This is a genomic window from Streptomyces griseoaurantiacus (assembly GCF_036189845.1).
Lineage (GTDB): Bacteria > Actinomycetota > Actinomycetes > Streptomycetales > Streptomycetaceae > Streptomyces > Streptomyces griseoaurantiacus.
Genome location: NZ_CP108326.1, coordinates 3,795,936 through 3,810,503 on the forward strand (window position 1 = coordinate 3,795,936; position 14,568 = coordinate 3,810,503).

Annotated in this window: 14 protein-coding genes; 5 read left to right on the forward strand and 9 right to left on the reverse strand. The window is 72.6% G+C overall.

Going from position 1 to position 14,568, the window contains the following annotated elements; genetic code table 11:
* Positions 1 to 41: 41 nt before the first annotated feature.
* The 3 genes from OHB09_RS16940 to OHB09_RS16950 form a co-directional block, all read right to left on the reverse strand.
* Positions 42 to 299: a DUF6458 family protein gene (locus OHB09_RS16940; protein WP_006138568.1), complete on the reverse strand. Its 258-nt coding sequence runs from the start codon at positions 297 to 299 to the stop codon at positions 42 to 44.
* Between the two features lie 155 nt (positions 300 to 454).
* Complete coding sequence (locus OHB09_RS16945; RefSeq protein ID WP_093591265.1) at positions 455 to 1,777, reverse strand: M18 family aminopeptidase; 1,323 nt, start codon at positions 1,775 to 1,777, stop codon at positions 455 to 457.
* Positions 1,778 to 1,937: 160 nt separating this feature from the next.
* The gene (locus OHB09_RS16950) at positions 1,938 to 3,764 is read right to left on the reverse strand and encodes an acyl-CoA dehydrogenase (protein ID WP_006138570.1); all 1,827 of its coding nucleotides are present in this window, start codon (positions 3,762 to 3,764) and stop codon (positions 1,938 to 1,940) included.
* A gap of 186 nt (positions 3,765 to 3,950) precedes the next feature.
* Here OHB09_RS16950 and OHB09_RS16955 point away from each other — a divergent pair, with 186 nt between their 5' ends.
* Positions 3,951 to 4,448, forward strand: coding sequence for an SseB family protein (locus tag OHB09_RS16955; RefSeq protein ID WP_006138571.1), 498 nt, complete (start codon positions 3,951 to 3,953; stop codon positions 4,446 to 4,448).
* 170 nt (positions 4,449 to 4,618) lie between these two features.
* Positions 4,619 to 5,599 carry a pirin family protein gene (locus OHB09_RS16960; RefSeq protein WP_167794026.1) on the forward strand — a complete coding sequence of 327 codons (981 nt, stop codon included), beginning with the start codon at positions 4,619 to 4,621 and terminating at the stop codon, positions 5,597 to 5,599.
* Positions 5,600 to 5,726: 127 nt separating this feature from the next.
* Here OHB09_RS16960 and OHB09_RS16965 read toward each other — a convergent pair whose 3' ends face one another.
* The 5 genes from OHB09_RS16965 to OHB09_RS16985 all read right to left on the reverse strand — a co-directional run bounded on the left by OHB09_RS16965 (position 5,727) and on the right by OHB09_RS16985 (position 8,233).
* Positions 5,727 to 6,335 (reverse strand): alkaline shock response membrane anchor protein AmaP, encoded by a 609-nt coding sequence (locus OHB09_RS16965; RefSeq protein WP_328922190.1) that lies wholly within the window; start codon positions 6,333 to 6,335, stop codon positions 5,727 to 5,729.
* Between the two features lie 34 nt (positions 6,336 to 6,369).
* A complete protein-coding gene (locus OHB09_RS16970) occupies positions 6,370 to 7,038 on the reverse strand; it encodes a DUF6286 domain-containing protein (RefSeq protein WP_328922191.1) in 669 nt (222 codons plus the stop codon).
* 52 nt (positions 7,039 to 7,090) lie between these two features.
* Entirely contained in the window at positions 7,091 to 7,501 is a 411-nt protein-coding gene (locus tag OHB09_RS16975; RefSeq protein ID WP_006138575.1) for an Asp23/Gls24 family envelope stress response protein, read from the reverse strand.
* Positions 7,498 to 7,665, reverse strand: coding sequence for a hypothetical protein (locus OHB09_RS16980; protein ID WP_006138576.1), 168 nt, complete (start codon positions 7,663 to 7,665; stop codon positions 7,498 to 7,500). The genes OHB09_RS16975 and OHB09_RS16980 overlap by 4 nt, the downstream gene beginning before the upstream one ends.
* 76 nt (positions 7,666 to 7,741) lie before the next feature.
* The gene (locus tag OHB09_RS16985) at positions 7,742 to 8,233 is read right to left on the reverse strand and encodes an Asp23/Gls24 family envelope stress response protein (protein ID WP_006138577.1); all 492 of its coding nucleotides are present in this window, start codon (positions 8,231 to 8,233) and stop codon (positions 7,742 to 7,744) included.
* 160 nt (positions 8,234 to 8,393) lie between these two features.
* Here OHB09_RS16985 and OHB09_RS16990 point away from each other — a divergent pair, with 160 nt between their 5' ends.
* On the forward strand, positions 8,394 to 8,969 hold the full coding sequence (locus tag OHB09_RS16990) for an RNA polymerase sigma factor (RefSeq protein ID WP_006138578.1): 576 nt from the start codon (positions 8,394 to 8,396) through the stop codon (positions 8,967 to 8,969).
* A gap of 135 nt (positions 8,970 to 9,104) precedes the next feature.
* Positions 9,105 to 10,130, forward strand: coding sequence for an AI-2E family transporter (locus tag OHB09_RS16995; RefSeq protein WP_093591283.1), 1,026 nt, complete (start codon positions 9,105 to 9,107; stop codon positions 10,128 to 10,130).
* A 165-nt stretch (positions 10,131 to 10,295) separates the two neighbouring features.
* Here the strand turns inward: OHB09_RS16995 and OHB09_RS17000 are convergent, their stop codons facing one another.
* Positions 10,296 to 12,449, reverse strand: a complete 2,154-nt coding sequence (locus OHB09_RS17000; RefSeq protein WP_319351487.1) for a SpoIIE family protein phosphatase — start codon at positions 12,447 to 12,449, stop codon at positions 10,296 to 10,298.
* A 340-nt stretch (positions 12,450 to 12,789) separates the two neighbouring features.
* Here OHB09_RS17000 and aspS point away from each other — a divergent pair, with 340 nt between their 5' ends.
* Positions 12,790 to 14,553, forward strand: a complete 1,764-nt coding sequence (aspS, locus tag OHB09_RS17005; protein WP_328922192.1) for an aspartate--tRNA ligase — start codon at positions 12,790 to 12,792, stop codon at positions 14,551 to 14,553.
* Positions 14,554 to 14,568 lie beyond the last annotated feature (15 nt).

The following is a 14,568-nucleotide window of genomic DNA, read 5'->3' on the forward strand; positions in this document are numbered from 1 at the left end:
CGGGGACGCGTACGGGCGGCCGGGCGGCCGTCCCGTACGGGTCAGAGGCCGTAGCCGTCGCTGTAGCCGTCGCCGGTGTGATGGTGGTGGTGCCGTTCCTCCTCGACGACCGTCGTCGTGGGCGGCACCATGACGCGGCGGCGCCTGGCGATGCTGCTGAACGTGGTGACCCCGATCAGCCCGACGATCATGAGGATGAGACCGACGAGATCGAGGTTGACCCCGTTCATGTGCCAGTCGGTCGCGAACGTGAGTACGGCCCCCACGGCGATGAGGATGATGCATCCGCCCAGGCCCATGAGATTGCCCTCCCTGTCGTGCCGGAACCTCCGGCCCCGTTCGGGTACCCCCGGGGCGCACCGGCATGCGGAACCCCGGCTCCCGTCCGCCGGGCGGGGGCGGAACGGGGAGCCGGTGGAGGGCTCCTGACGGAGGGTTCGGGGAGGGCGGGGGCTCAGCTCTCCAGAAAGGCCGTCAGGGCGCTTGCCAGCAGGTACGGGTCGGCGGCGGCGCACATCTCGCGGGCGCTGTGCATGGAGAGGATGGCGACGCCGATGTCCACGGTGCGGATGCCGTGGCGGGCGGCGGTGATGGGGCCGATGGTGGTGCCGCAGGGCATGGAGTTGTGCGAGACGAAGGACTGGAAGGGCACGCCGGCCTTCTCGCAGGCGGCGGCGAACACGGCCCGGCCCGAACCGTCGGTGGCGTAGCGGTTGTTGGCGTTGACCTTGAGGATCGGTCCGCCGCCGGCCCGGGGGTGGTGGGTGGGGTCGTGCCGCTCGGCGTAGTTGGGGTGGACGGCGTGGCCGACGTCGGAGGAGAGGCAGACGGTGGCCGCGAGGGCGCGTGCCCGGTCCTCGGGGGAGCCGCCGCGGGCGTGCACCGAGCGTTCGAGGACGGAGCCGAGCAGGGGTCCGTCGGCGCCGGTGTCGGACTGGGAGCCGGTCTCCTCGTGGTCGAAGGCGGCGAGCACGGGGATGGAGGTGAGGTTCTCCGGCGCGGAGGCGGCGGCGGTGAGCGCGGCGAGGCCGGCGTGCACGGAGAGGAGGTTGTCCAGGCGGGGGGAGGCGAGGAGTTCCCGGTCGCGGCCGAGGTAGGCCGGCGGTTCCACGGGGTAGGTCATGAGGTCCCAGCCGGTGACCTCGCCGGCGGCGAGGCCGAGTTCCTGTTCGAGGAAGGCGATGAGGTCGCCGTCGCGCACGTCGTTCCCGAGGCCCCACACGGGCTGGAGGTGGCGCTGCTTGTCGAGCTGGAGGCCGTCGGAGCTGACCGAGCGGTCGAGGTGGATGGCGAGCTGGGGGACGCGCAGCAGCGGCCGGTCGACGTCGACGAGGCGGGTGGAGCCGTCGCGCAGGAAGACCCGTCCGGCCATGCCGAGGTCGCGGTCGAGCCAGGAGTTCATGAGGGGGCCGCCGTAGATCTCGACGGCGACCTGGCGCCAGCCGTGGGCGCCGCTGTCGGGCAGCGGCTTGACCCGCAGGTTGGGGGAGTCGGTGTGGGCGCCGAGGATGCGGAAGGGGGTGTGGGGGGCGGCACCCTCGGGGACGTACCAGGCGATCAGTGCGCCACCGCGCAGCACGTAGCGGCCGCCGGTGCCGGCGGGGGACGCCGCCGAGCCCTCCGCGTCCCAGGCGTCCGTCTCGGCGACCTGGCGGAATCCGGCCTTCTCCAGCCGCTCGGCGGCACTCGCCACCGCGTGGTACGGCGACGGGCTCGCCGTCACGAAGGACATCAGGTCGTCGGTGTGGCCGCGGTCGAAGCGGGGGGATGTGCGCATGGGTTCACCTTAACGACGGCGAAGGACCCGCTCCCGGGGATCGGGAGCGGGCCCTCGTGAGGACGGTGTGGAAGTCGGACAGAGCGGCCCGCCCGGCGGTGCGGGCGGACCGGGTGATCCACCCGCGTAGCGGACGTGCCGACCTGCTGCGGACGGTCCGTCAGAAAGCGGACTCGTCGAGCTCCATGAGGTCCAGGTCGACGCCCGAGGCCAGCTTGCGGGCGAGGGTCACACCGGGCAGCACGCTGGCGGCGAAGAACTTCGCTGCCGCGATCTTGCCCTGGTAGAACGTCTTGTCCTTGGCGGTCGCGGTCTCCAGCTTCTCGACGGCGATGGCGGCGCCCTTGAGGAGCAGGTAGCCGACGACGACGTCGCCGGAGGCGAGCAGGAGGCGGGTGGTGTTGAGGCCCACCTTGTAGATGTTCTTGGTGTCCTGCTCGGTGGCGGCGAGGTCGGTGAGCATGGTGCCGACGATCGACTCCAGCTCGACGGCGGCCTTGGCCAGGTGCTCGCGGGCGCCCGCCAGCTCCTCGCCGCCGGTGCCGAGCTCCAGGAACTTCTTGATGTCCCCGGCCAGCGAGTTCAGCGCCGCGCCCTGGTTGCGGACGATCTTGCGGAAGAAGAAGTCCTGGCCCTGGATCGCGGTGGTGCCCTCGTAGAGGGTGTCGATCTTGGAGTCGCGGATGTACTGCTCGACCGGGTACTCCTGGAGGAAGCCGGAGCCGCCGTAGGTCTGGAGGGACTGGGCGAGCTGCTCGTAGGCCTTCTCGGAGCCGTAGCCCTTGACGATGGGCAGGAGCAGGTCGTTGAGCGCGTGCTCGGCGGAGGCGTCCTCGCCGTCGGCCTCCTTGACCTGGATGGCGTCCTGGACGGAGGCGGTGTACATCACCAGCGCGCGCATGCCCTCGGCGTACGCCTTCTGCGTCATGAGGGAGCGGCGGACGTCGGGGTGGTGGGTGATGGTGACCTTGGGCGCCGACTTGTCCATGAAGTTGGCGAGGTCGGGGCCCTGGACGCGCTCCTTGGCGTACTCCAGCGCGTTGAGGTAGCCGGTGGAGAGCGTGGAGATCGCCTTCGTGCCGACCATCATGCGGGCGAACTCGATGATGCGGAACATCTGGCGGATGCCGTCGTGCTTGTCGCCGATGAGCCAGCCCTTGGCGGGGTGCTTGTCGCCGAAGGTCATCTCGCAGGTGTTGGAGACCTTCAGGCCCATCTTGTGCTCGACGTTCGTGGCGTAGACGCCGTTGCGCTCGCCCAGCTCGCCGGTCTCGAAGTCGAACTCGTACTTCGGGACGAGGAAGAGGGAGAGGCCCTTGGTGCCGGGGCCCGCGCCCTCGGGGCGGGCGAGCACGTAGTGGAGGATGTTCTCCGACATGTCGTGCTCACCGGAGGTGATGAAGCGCTTCACGCCCTCGATGTGCCAGGAGCCGTCCGCCTGCTCGACGGCCTTGGTGCGGCCGGCGCCGACGTCGGAGCCGGCGTCCGGCTCGGTGAGGACCATGGTGGAGCCCCACTGCCTGTCGACGGCGATCTTGGCGATGTGCTTCTGGGTCTCGTTGCCCTCGTCGAAGAGGATGCCGGCGAAGGCCGGGCCGGAGGAGTACATCCACACGGCCGGGTTGGCGCCCAGGATGAGCTCGGCGTAGGCCCAGATCAGGGAGCGGGGGGCGGTGGTGCCGCCGATCTCCTCGGGCAGGCCGAGCCGCCAGTACTCGGACTCCATGAAGGCCTGGTAGCTCTTCTTGAAGGAGGCGGGGACCGGGGCGGTGTTGGTCCTGGGGTCGAAGACCGGGGGGTTGCGGTCGGCGTCCGCGAAGGACTCCGCCAGCTCGTTCTCCGAGAGACGGGTCAGTTCCTCGAGGATGCTCTTGGCGGTGTCGACGTCCATCTCCGCGAACGGGCCGCTCCCGTACAGCTTGTCGCGGCCGAGCACCTCGAAGAGGTTGAACTCGATGTCGCGGAGATTCGGCTTGTAGTGGCCCATGGCGACGGCTCCGTTGCGGGATTCGGCGAGGTGCTGGCTCCTCGCGGCTGGTTCACGTACCAATAAGTAGCTCCGATGATGCTACCCGTCGGTAATAAGAATCAACCCCTGGGCCCGTGGTGTGGCCGACCCCTCTCCGCCGGTTCCCCGGTTCCGGGGGCGGGGGCGCCCATTACGCTGTGGGGCATGTACGGCTACCAGAACACCGGTGCGCAGCAGTACGCCTCGCCGCAGGACATCCCCGGGCAGATGCCGGGCGGCCAGATGTCCGGTGGTCAGATGCCCGGCGGCTACGGTCAGACGCCGCCGCTGTACCCCGAGCCGTCGCCGCCCTCGCTGGCCGAGGCGGTCCGCGCGTTCACCACCGGGCAGGTGACCGCCGAGGACTTCCAGCAGATCTTCGCCACGTCCAAGGTGTACTGCCCGCGCGGCGACAATCCCGGGTTCCTCGCGCTGCACAACACCCAGCAGCCCGTGATCCCGATGTTCACCTCGCTCAAGGAACTGCGGCGGTACGCGGGCAAGGAGTCCAAGTACTTCGTGATCACCGGCGCGGAGGTGATCGACCTGCTGCCGACCGGGTACGGCTTCGTCCTCGACATGGAGGGGGAGCACCGGATGGTGTTCGACGCGAAGTCGGTGGAGCAGATGGTGGAGTTCGCGATGCGGCGGATGTACGGCTAGGGCCCGTTGTTCCGGACGCGGTCGTTCCGCGGACGGAAAGGCGTGCCGGCCCCGCGGGGCGGCGCGCGCTCACCCGGGAAGCCCGGAGGGAATGCCCTCCGGGCTTCCCGCGTTCCGGGTGGCAGGAAGTTCAACGTTCAACTAGACTTCGCGCACAAGGAGGTACCGACATGCCTGCAGTGACCGTCGAGAACCCGCTCACCCTCCCGCGTGTGGGGGCGCCGGCCGACGCGGTGGCCCGCCCCGTGCTCGCCGTGACGACCGCGCCCAGTGGCTTCGAAGGGGAGGGCTTCCCGGTCCGCCGCGCGTTCGCCGGGATCAATTACCGCCATCTCGACCCGTTCATCATGATGGACCAGATGGGTGAGGTGGAGTACGCGCCGGGCGAGCCGAAGGGGACGCCCTGGCACCCGCACCGCGGCTTCGAGACCGTCACCTACATCATCGACGGGATCTTCGACCACCAGGACTCCAACGGGGGCGGCGGCACCATCACCAACGGTGACACCCAGTGGATGACGGCGGGCTCGGGCCTCCTGCACATCGAGGCGCCGCCGGAGTCGCTGGTCGTCTCGGGGGGCCTCTTCCACGGCATCCAGCTCTGGGTGAACCTGCCGGCCGCCGACAAGATGATGGCGCCGCGCTACCAGGACATCCGCGGCGGCCAGGTGCGCCTGCTGACCACCCCCGACGGCGGCGCGCTGCTCCGCGTCATCGCCGGTGAGCTGGACGGGCACGAGGGCCCCGGCATCACGCACACCCCGATCACCCTCGTGCACGCCACGGTCGCGCCGGGCGCCGAGGTCACCCTGCCGTGGCGGGAGGACTTCAACGGGCTGGCGTACGTGCTGGCCGGGCGCGGTGCCGTCGGCGCCGACCGGCGGCCCGTGCACGTCGGGCAGACCGCGGTCTTCGGCGCCGGTTCCTCGCTCACCGTCCGTGCCGATGAGCAGCAGGACTCCCACACCCCGGACCTGGAGATCCTCCTTCTCGGGGGCCGTCCGATCCGGGAGCCGATGGCGCACTACGGGCCGTTCGTCATGAACACCCGCGAGGAGCTGCAGCAGGCCTTCGAGGACTTCCAGAAGGGCCGCCTGGGTACGGTCCCGGCGGTGCACGGGATGACCGAACAGGGCCCGGCCGGGGACTGAGCGGGCGGGAACCGCGGCCCCCGCCGCGCCGGAGCGAGGCGGGGGCCGCGGGCGCGCGCGGGCGCTCGACCCCGGCCCCCACGGCGGTGCGGCCAGGGAGAGGGCGCGGGCGCGCGCGGGGCGCTCCTCACTCCGCGCGGTGCGGTTTGCGGTGGGTGACCCCCAGACGGGCCTCGGTGGGCAACTGCCGGTGACCGGTGGAGCGGCGGGCGGCCCGCAGCGGACCCTCGCAGAGGGCGTGCAGGGTGGCGCCGGGCGCCGCCCGAGGGGTCAGCGCGAGGTCGACGTGGGTGTGCGGGCGGGCGGGCCGCCCGGTGATGCGCACGTCCGCGTGGTCCACGCCCGGCAGGCCACCGGCCTCGGCGGCGATCGCGTCACCGAGCGCGCGGTCACGCAGTTCCACGCCTTCCCGCGGGGGAGTGCCGCCGACGGGCAGTGCTCCCGGGCGACGGCGGCGCAGTTGCGCGAACAGCCACCACAGGGCGAGCAGCACGGCGAGCACGAGGGCGGCGATGACCGCCGGCCACCACCACCAGCCCTGGTCGCTCCAGCGGAGCCGGTCGGCGGAGCCGAGCAGCACGTCGTCCGGGCCGGTCAGGGGCCAGGCGGCGGGCGGGGCGACGTCCAGTCGCCGGTAGAGGTCGAAACCGGCGAAGAGGACCAGCAGACCACCGCCGAGCAGGATCAGTCCGACGAGAGCCAGCAGGCTGCGGTTGGTCGTGGTGCGCGATGCCATGGTGGCGGCCTCCGGGGGATGAGGGGCTCGACGGTCAGCGGGTGCGCCGCCGCACCCGGACGACGATGCGGGGCGGACGGGCGAGGGCCATCCGGTCGCGTTCCTCGTCGAGGACGGTGGTGAGGTCGTCCTTCACCTGCCGCGGATCGCGGAAGTGGACGTCCGCACGCGCCTTGGCGCGACGGCGGCGCACCCGGACCCGGGCCGCGCCCACTCCCGGTACCCGCATGGCGGCGTCGCGCAGCAGGTCGGCGGCGCCGTCGCGGTCGAGGGAGGCCCGCAGCCCGGGTTCCGGCGACCGCAGGGGCAGCCAGTGGCGCAGGCCGGGGGTGAGGGCGAGGACGATCAGCCAGACGCCGAGGGCGACGGCCGCGGCGGCTCCCGCGAGCACCCACACGTCGTCCACGGGGCGGTCGGCCAGCTCGTCGGCCAGACGCCGCCGCCAGAGCGCCGCCGGGCGCCCCGCCCGGACGAGGACGACGTCGATCAGCGCCGCGCCCGCCGCCACGAGGACCACCGTGGCGACCAGCGCCGTCGGCAGGCGGCGGGCGGACCACGGGCGACGGGTCCGGTATCCCGCGTCCGGTGCGCCGGACGGGGCGTCGTGCGCGGGCGGGCCGGGCTCCCTCGCCGGGACCGCCGCGGCACGGTGCCGCGAGGACGGCGCACCATCGCGGTCGGGCACGTCGGGTTCGGACGTCATCGCGGTCCTCCTTCCGCGAGAGACCGCCCCGGGACCGGGGCCGTACGGGCGCTCACCGGACCCGCCCCCGGTCCGCTCCGGCGGCGAGCAGCCGCCGCACGGTGAGGGTCACCTCCGTGACCTCGAGCCCGGTCAGCCGGGTCACCAGCGCGGCCACATCGTGCCGGATCCGCTCGCAGACCTCGGCGATGTCGGCCGGATAGGGCAGGTCCATGGACAGGTGCAGGCGCACCGCTCCGGCGTGGATGGCCGACGTGGCCGCGGGTGGGGCCGGACGGTCCCTGTCGGGCGGCACGGCGGCCCGCCGGGACTGCGCCGTGCGCGCGGCCTGCGCGGCGATGCGGGAGACCACCTTGTCGGGGATGACGGTGGCGCCCCGTTCGGCCGGCGGCGGGAGGCCCGCGGCCGGCGTCGAGGGCGGGGAGCCCCCGCCGGGGAACGGCGGACCGGCCAGTGTGCTCACCGCCGCCTCCGTGACCACACGTCGAGGTCACCCTGGACGGCGAGACCGGCGACCAGCCCCACCACTCCGAGGACCAGGACCAGGAGGAACGCCCAGAAGCCGCCGAAGTATCCGGCGAAGCCGAGTGCCATCCCGGCCGCGAGGCCCGTCGTCGCTGCTTTCATCTCGCACTCACCCGTCCCGCGGACGGACGTCGCCGTCCGCGTGGTCAGCCGCGCGCTCCGGTCGCGGCGATGGAGATCACCGCACGCGGCCCTGGTCCCGGTCGGTTCCCTCGTCCTCGTCCTCGTCGGGGAGGTGGACGTCGTCGACGGTGATGTTCACCTCGACGACCTCCAGGCCGGTCATCCGCTCCACCGCGCCGATCACATTGGTGCGGACGGCACCGGCGACCTCCACGATGGGAACGCCGTACTCCACGACGACGTCCAGGTCCACGGCGGCCTGCCGCTCGCCGACCTCGACCTTCACCCCTCGGGTGAGGCCCGTGCCGCCTCCGCCGGGGGCGCGTTCGCGCATGGCGCCGAGAGCACGCGCCATCCCCGCTCCCAGGTTGTGGATGCCCGGTACCTCGCGGGTGGCCATGCCCGCGATCTTGGCCACCACGCCGTCCGCGATGGTGGTCCTTCCCCGTGTCTCGGCCGGGGCCCCGGCGCCGGCGCGGCCCTTCAGCGTGTTCGCGCCCGTGTCGGGCCGGTCGTCTCCGCCGAAGCTGGTGGTGTTCTCCGTCATGGCGGTCGCCTCGATCGGTCGATTGCTCGGTCGGACACCGAAGCGGCGTCCTACACGACGTTGGACAGGCGGGGCGGCGTTCTCCTCACACCCATGAGATGTGATGTGCGTCACAGTCCTGTCGGGGTACCCGGGCGCTCCCAGCCTTCGCGGGAGAGACATGAGTGAACGCACTGCTGCCCCACAGGCGGTCCGCGACCTGCCGGACCGGATCCTTGCCGTACGGGCTGCCGAGGGGGACGAGGACTCCTTCGCGTTCCTGGTCCAGCGGCACAGCCGGTCCCTCCTGGGCCTGGCCCGCTGCGTGGTCGGCGACTCGCAGGACGCCGAGGAGGCCGTTCAGGACGCCTTCCTCAGCGCCTGGCGGCGGCTGCCGGAGTACCGGCACCACGCGGAGTTCCGCACCTGGATGTACCGGATCACTGTCAACCGGTGCCTGAACATGCGCCGCCGCCGGCCACCGCCCCTGTCCCTGGAGACCGTCGCCGAACCCGTGACGGCCGACGCGTGGAGTCAGCCCGCCCGGTCCGCGGAACAGGACGCGGCCACGGCCGCCCTGTCCCGCGCGCTCGCCGGGCTGGACGAGGAGCAGCGGCTGTGCTGGCTGCTCAGAGAGGTGCAGGGCATGCCCTACAAGGAGATAGCCCAGGTGACGCACACCAGCGAGCAGACCGTGCGCGGCCGGCTGTTCCGGGCACGCCGCTCCCTGCAGGAGGCGATGGGCCCCTGGCGGTAGGCGACCCGCGCGCGGCCTCCGTGCGGGCCGGCACTCGCGACCGGCCGGGCGAGGTGTGACGGACCGGGCCCGGCGGGTCACCCGGCCGGGGTGGCCGGGCGGGCGCGGTCGGTGGCCGCGTGGTCGGCTGAGGGCGTGCAGGTGCTCCCCGATCCGGTACGGCGGCTCGCCGCCTGGTGTGTCGTCGCGCTGCTCGTGGCCGGGGTCGGCTGGGTGGTGGTGGAGTTGGGCCGGGTGTTCCGCCCGGCCGTCGTGCCCGTGCTGCTGGCCCTGCTGGGCTCCGCGCTCCTCGCGCCGCTGCACCGGCGGCTGGTCGGGGTGGGCGTGCACCGCTCGCTCTCCGCCTTCGTGACCTGTGTCGCCGTCGTCGCCGTGGTGGGCGGCGCGCTGTTCATCGTCGTCTCCGCGCTGGTCGACAACGGCGCCCAGATCGTCGACTCCGTACGGAGGGCCGCGCAGTCCCTCACCGACCGCCTCGGCTCCTCCGGGACCTCGGTGGACTCGCTCTCCGAGGAGGCGCGCAAGCTGGCCGGCCGGTTCGGCGGCAGCGCGGTCTCCGGTGTCGTCACCGGGGTCGGCTACATCAGCGAGACCGTCGCCACGGCGGTGCTCGCGCTGCTCCTCGTCTTCTTCTTCCTGCGGGACGGCGACCGTGCCGTGGGCGGGCTGCGCGGGCTCTCCCCCTACGGCAGCGCCGACACCGTGGAGGCCGTGGCGCGGCGGGCCTTCCGCGCGGTCGAGGGGTTCATGCGGGGGACCACGTTCATCGCGCTGATCGACGCCGCCCTCATCACCGCCGGGCTGCTCGGACTGCGGGTGCCGGGTGCGGTGGGGCTCGGGGCGCTGGTCTTCGTGGGCGCGTACATCCCCTACCTCGGCGCCTTCCTCTCCGGTGCGGTGGCCGTGCTCGTGGCCTTCGCCGACCGGGGGTTCGCGGTGGCGGTGTGGGCGCTCGGGTTGATCGTCGCCGTGCAGCTCATCGAGGGGCACGTACTGCAGCCGGTGATCCAGAGCCGCACGGTGCGGATGCACCCGGCGGTGGTCCTGGTGGCGCTGGCGGCCGGGGCCTCGGTGGCGGGCATCCTCGGCCTGCTCCTGGCGGTCCCCCTCGCGGCGGCGGTCTCCGGGGCGGTGCACGAGGTGCGGGACCGCACGCGCTGACCCGGGTGCGGCGGGCCGCCGCACCGGGCCGGGCCGGGCTGCGGCGGGCGGGACGCGCGGGGTCGGCCAGGCCCGCCCGGTCATGCCCGCCCGCCCACGCAGGGCCGGCCATGCAGGGCCAGGTACGCAGGCCCGGCCATGCACGCCCGCTCACGCAGGGCCCGCTCACGCAGGGTCCGGTACGTCCGCAGCCTCCCGTTCGCGCAGTTCGAACCAGATCGTCTTGCCCTCCCCGCGGGGGTCGACGCCCCAGTGGTCCGCCAGGAACTCCATGAGGACGAGGCCGCGCCCGGAGGAGGCCAGCTCCCCCGGGTCGCGCTTGTGCGGCAGGTCGTCGCTGATGTCGCTGACCTCGACGCGCACCGTACGGCCGCCGGCCGCGGGCCCGCCGCTGACCTCGGCCACGAGGAGCGCGTCCGCGTCCGTGTGCACGAGCACGTTGGTGAGCATCTCGGAGAGCAGCAGGACCGCGGAGTCGACCTGGTCCGCCGAGGCCCAGTCGTGCAGCAGCTCGCGCAACTGCTGCCGGGCGACGGCGATCCGCTCGGACTCGGCCTGGGCGACGGTCAGCACCGCTCTTCGCACGGCGGGCCGCGCGGCTCCGTCGCCCTCGGCCACGCCGTCGCAGCCGCGCTCGGGGCCCAGCCGGCACAGCAGCAGCACGGCTATGTCGTCCTCGCGCCGGTCGGCCAGCGGGCCGGTGCTGTGGTGGGAGGAGGGCCCGTGCACGCCCTGGACGAGGGAGTCGGCGAGGTCCTCCAAATCGCCGTCGTGCTCCTCCAGGATCCGGCGCAGCCGCCGCCACCCCGTGTCCAGGTCGTGGCCGCCGGTCTCGATCAGGCCGTCGGTGCACATCAGCAGGGTCTCGTCGGGTTCGAGGACCAGACGGGTGGTCGGGTAGTCGGCGTCCGGGTCGATGCCGAGCGGCAGCCCGCCGGGGGTCGGCCGCAGCAGCACCGTCCGGTCGGCCATGCGGATCGCGGGGTCGGGGTGGCCGGCCCGGGCGATCTCCAGCATGCCGGTCGAGGGATCCACCTCGAGATAGAGGCAGGTCGCGAAGCGCAGCTCGGAGCCGTCCTCGCCGTAGGTCATGCCGTGCAGGAAGCGGGAGGCGCGGGTGAGGACGGCATCGGGGCGGTGGCCCTCGGAGGCGTAGGCGCGCAGCGCGATGCGGAGCTGGCCCATGAGGCCCGCCGCGCGCACGTCGTGCCCCTGGACGTCGCCCATGACCAGCGCGAACCGGCCCCCGCCGCCGGGCAGCGGGATCATGTCGTACCAGTCGCCGCCGACCTGGAGGCCGCCGCCGGTCGGGACGTAGCGGGCGGCGATCCTCATGCCGGGGATCTGCGGGCCGAGACGGGGCAGCATCGAGCGCTGGAGCCCCTCCGTCAGCTCCCGCTCGGTCTCGGCGACCCCCGCGCGGGACAGGGCCTGGGCGAGCATCCGGGCCACCGTGGTGAGTACCGAGCGTTCGTCGGGGGTGAAGGAGACCGGGGAGGTGAAGCCCGCCATCCAGGTGCCCATCGTCGATCCCGCGACCGTCAGCGGCAGATACGCCCAGGACTGACGGCCGAAGCGGGCGGCGAGCGGCCAGGAGGCGGGATAGCGGGCCTTGTACTCGGCGGGCGAGGAGAGGTAGACGGCGCGGCCGGTGCGGACCACCTCGGTGGCCGGGTAGTCGGTGCTCAGCGGCATGTCGACGAAGGGTCCCTCGTCGCCCGGCGACTGCCCGTGGTGTCCGACGACGGTCAGGTGGTCGCCCTGGACGCCGAAGACGGCCTGGCCGTCCGGGGTGAAGCCCGGCATCGACAGCCCGGCGGCGACCCGCAGGACCTCCTGGGTGGAGCGGGCCTCGGCGAGGGCGCGTCCGGCGTCCAGCAGGAAGGCCTCGCGCGAGCGGCGCCAGTCGCCGGTGACGGAGGTGCGCAGGGCGGCGGCCGTTCCGGGCTCGGTGACCTCCTGCAGGGTGCCGAGCACGTGGTACTCGCCGGTCGCCGGGTCCACGGAGGGACGGGAGCGGCTGCGCACGGTGCGCAGGACCCTGCCGTGTTCGTCCATGACGCGCAGCCGCAGTTCGGCGATGGTGCCCTCGCTGAGGGCGAGCTGGACCACCGCGTCCACCTCGCCCCAGTCCACGGGGTGGAAGCGGGCGCGCATCCCGGCCTCGCCGAGCGTGACCGGCTCGGGAGGCAGTCCGAGCAGGCGCGCGGCCTCGGCGTCGAGGGTGACGCGGCGCTCGCCCCCGTCCCAGTGCCACAGTCCGGTGGCGAGGGACTCCAGGATGTCCCCCACGGCGGGCAGGGGCTCACCAGTGCGCATTGACCCACTGTAGGAACGAGTGATCGGACGCTGCCACCGCTGCCGGGCCGGGCGCCCTCGCGCCCGCCCCTGGTTCCGCCCGGTTCCGCCTCTGGTCCTGCCCGGTGCCGCCCCCGGTTCCACCCCCGGCCCTGCCCGGTGCCGCCCCCGGTCCCGACCGGTGCCGCCTCCCGGGCCCGCCCCGCTCCGTGGTCGCGGTGGGAATGGGGAAGAGTGGGCTTCAGGTGCCCGGTACGCTGGGGGTTGTTTCACGTGAAACACCCACCGTGACCCATGGTGAGGCCGCGGGCGGCAGATTCGCCCGCCACGACCCCGATCCGCGAAGGCTGGATGAACGACGATGCATCGGTACAGGTCCCACACCTGCGGCGAGCTCCGCGCCTCTGACGTCGGCTCCGACGTCCGGCTGAGTGGCTGGCTGCACAATCGGCGCGACCTGGGCGGCATCCTCTTCATCGATCTGCGCGACCATTACGGCATCACCCAGCTCGTGGCCCGCCCCGGCACCCCCGCCTACGAGGCCCTGGACAAGCTGTCCAAGGAGTCCACCGTCCGGGTCGACGGCAAGGTCGTCTCGCGCGGCGCCGAGAACGTCAACGCCGATCTGCCGACCGGCGAGATCGAGGTCGAGGTCGGCGAGGTCGAGCTGCTCGGCGCGGCCGCCCCGCTGCCGTTCACGATCAACACCGAGGACGGGGTCAACGAGGAGCGGCGTCTGGAGTACCGCTTCCTGGACCTGCGCCGCGAGCGCATGCACCGCAACATCATGCTGCGCACGGCGGTCATCTCCGCCATCCGCCACAAGATGGCCGCGATGAACTTCAATGAGATGGCGACGCCGATCCTCACCGCCACCTCCCCCGAGGGCGCCCGCGACTTCGTCGTGCCCTCCCGGCTGAACCCGGGCAAGTTCTACGCACTGCCCCAGGCGCCGCAGCAGTTCAAGCAGCTCCTGATGATCTCCGGCTTCGACCGCTACTTCCAGATCGCGCCCTGCTTCCGTGACGAGGACGCCCGCGCGGACCGTTCGCCGGGCGAGTTCTACCAGCTCGACGTGGAGATGAGCTTCGTCGAGCAGGAGGACGTCTTCCAGCCCATCGAGAAGCTGATGACGGACCTCTTCGAGGAGTTCGGTGGCGGCCGCCCCGTCACCTCGCCCTTCCCCCGCATCCCGTTCCGCGAGGCGATGGCGAAGTACGGCTCGGACAAGCCCGACCTGCGGGCCAAGCTGGAGCTGGTCGACCTCACCGACATCTTCGCGGGCTCGGAGTTCAAGGCCTTCGCCGGCAAGCACGTGCGCGCGCTGCCCGTGCCGGACGTCGCCGCCCAGCCCCGCAAGTTCTTCGACCAGCTCGGCGAGTACGCGGTCGAGCAGGGCGCGAAGGGCCTTGCCTGGGTGCGGGTCGCCGAGGACGGTTCGCTGACCGGTCCGATCGCCAAGTTCCTCACCGAGGAGAACGTCGCCGAGCTGACCAAGCGGCTGTCGCTGGCCGCCGGGCACGCGGTGTTCTTCAGCGCGGGCGAGTACGACGAGGTCTCGAAGATCATGGGCGCGGTGCGGGTCGAGGCCGCCAAGCGCGCCGGGCACTTCGAGGAGAACGTCTTCCGGTTCTGCTGGATCGTCGACTTCCCGATGTACGAGAAGGACGAGGAGACCGGGAAGATCGACTTCTCGCACAACCCGTTCTCGATGCCGCAGGGCGGCATGGACGCCCTGGAGAACCAGGACCCGCTGGACATCCTCGCCTGGCAGTACGACATCGTCTGCAACGGCGTGGAGCTGTCCTCCGGCGCGATCCGGAACCACGAGCCGGACATCATGCTCAAGGCGTTCGAGATCGCCGGCTACGACCACGAGACCGTGGAGCGCGAGTTCGCGGGCATGCTGCGCGCGCTGCGCTTCGGCGCCCCGCCCCACGGTGGCATCGCCCCGGGCGTGGACCGGATCGTCATGCTGCTCGCCGACGAGCCGAACATCCGCGAGACGATCGCCTTCCCGCTCAACGGCAACGCCCAGGACCTGATGATGGGCGCGCCGACGGAGCTGGAGGAGACCCGGCTGCGGGAGCTGCACCTGACGGTGCGCAAGCCGCAGGCTAAGTAGTCCGGCGCTTTTACG

Bases quoted from the DNA above. Each gene is read 5' to 3' on its own strand.
- OHB09_RS16955 (WP_006138571.1), top strand. From the start codon at position 3,951: ATGTACGGCTACCAGAACACCGGTGCGCAGCAGTACGCCTCGCCGCAG.
- OHB09_RS16990 (WP_006138578.1), top strand. From the start codon at position 8,394: ATGAGTGAACGCACTGCTGCCCCACAGGCGGTCCGCGACCTGCCGGAC.
- OHB09_RS17000 (WP_319351487.1), bottom strand. From the start codon at position 12,449: ATGCGCACTGGTGAGCCCCTGCCCGCCGTGGGGGACATCCTGGAGTCC.
- OHB09_RS16960 (WP_167794026.1), top strand. From the start codon at position 4,619: ATGCCTGCAGTGACCGTCGAGAACCCGCTCACCCTCCCGCGTGTGGGG.
- OHB09_RS16950 (WP_006138570.1), bottom strand. From the start codon at position 3,764: ATGGGCCACTACAAGCCGAATCTCCGCGACATCGAGTTCAACCTCTTC.
- aspS (WP_328922192.1), top strand. From the start codon at position 12,790: ATGCATCGGTACAGGTCCCACACCTGCGGCGAGCTCCGCGCCTCTGAC.
- OHB09_RS16985 (WP_006138577.1), bottom strand. From the start codon at position 8,233: ATGACGGAGAACACCACCAGCTTCGGCGGAGACGACCGGCCCGACACG.
- OHB09_RS16940 (WP_006138568.1), bottom strand. From the start codon at position 299: ATGGGCCTGGGCGGATGCATCATCCTCATCGCCGTGGGGGCCGTACTC.
- OHB09_RS16945 (WP_093591265.1), bottom strand. From the start codon at position 1,777: ATGCGCACATCCCCCCGCTTCGACCGCGGCCACACCGACGACCTGATG.
- OHB09_RS16980 (WP_006138576.1), bottom strand. From the start codon at position 7,665: ATGAAAGCAGCGACGACGGGCCTCGCGGCCGGGATGGCACTCGGCTTC.
- OHB09_RS16965 (WP_328922190.1), bottom strand. From the start codon at position 6,335: ATGGCATCGCGCACCACGACCAACCGCAGCCTGCTGGCTCTCGTCGGA.
- OHB09_RS16970 (WP_328922191.1), bottom strand. From the start codon at position 7,038: ATGACGTCCGAACCCGACGTGCCCGACCGCGATGGTGCGCCGTCCTCG.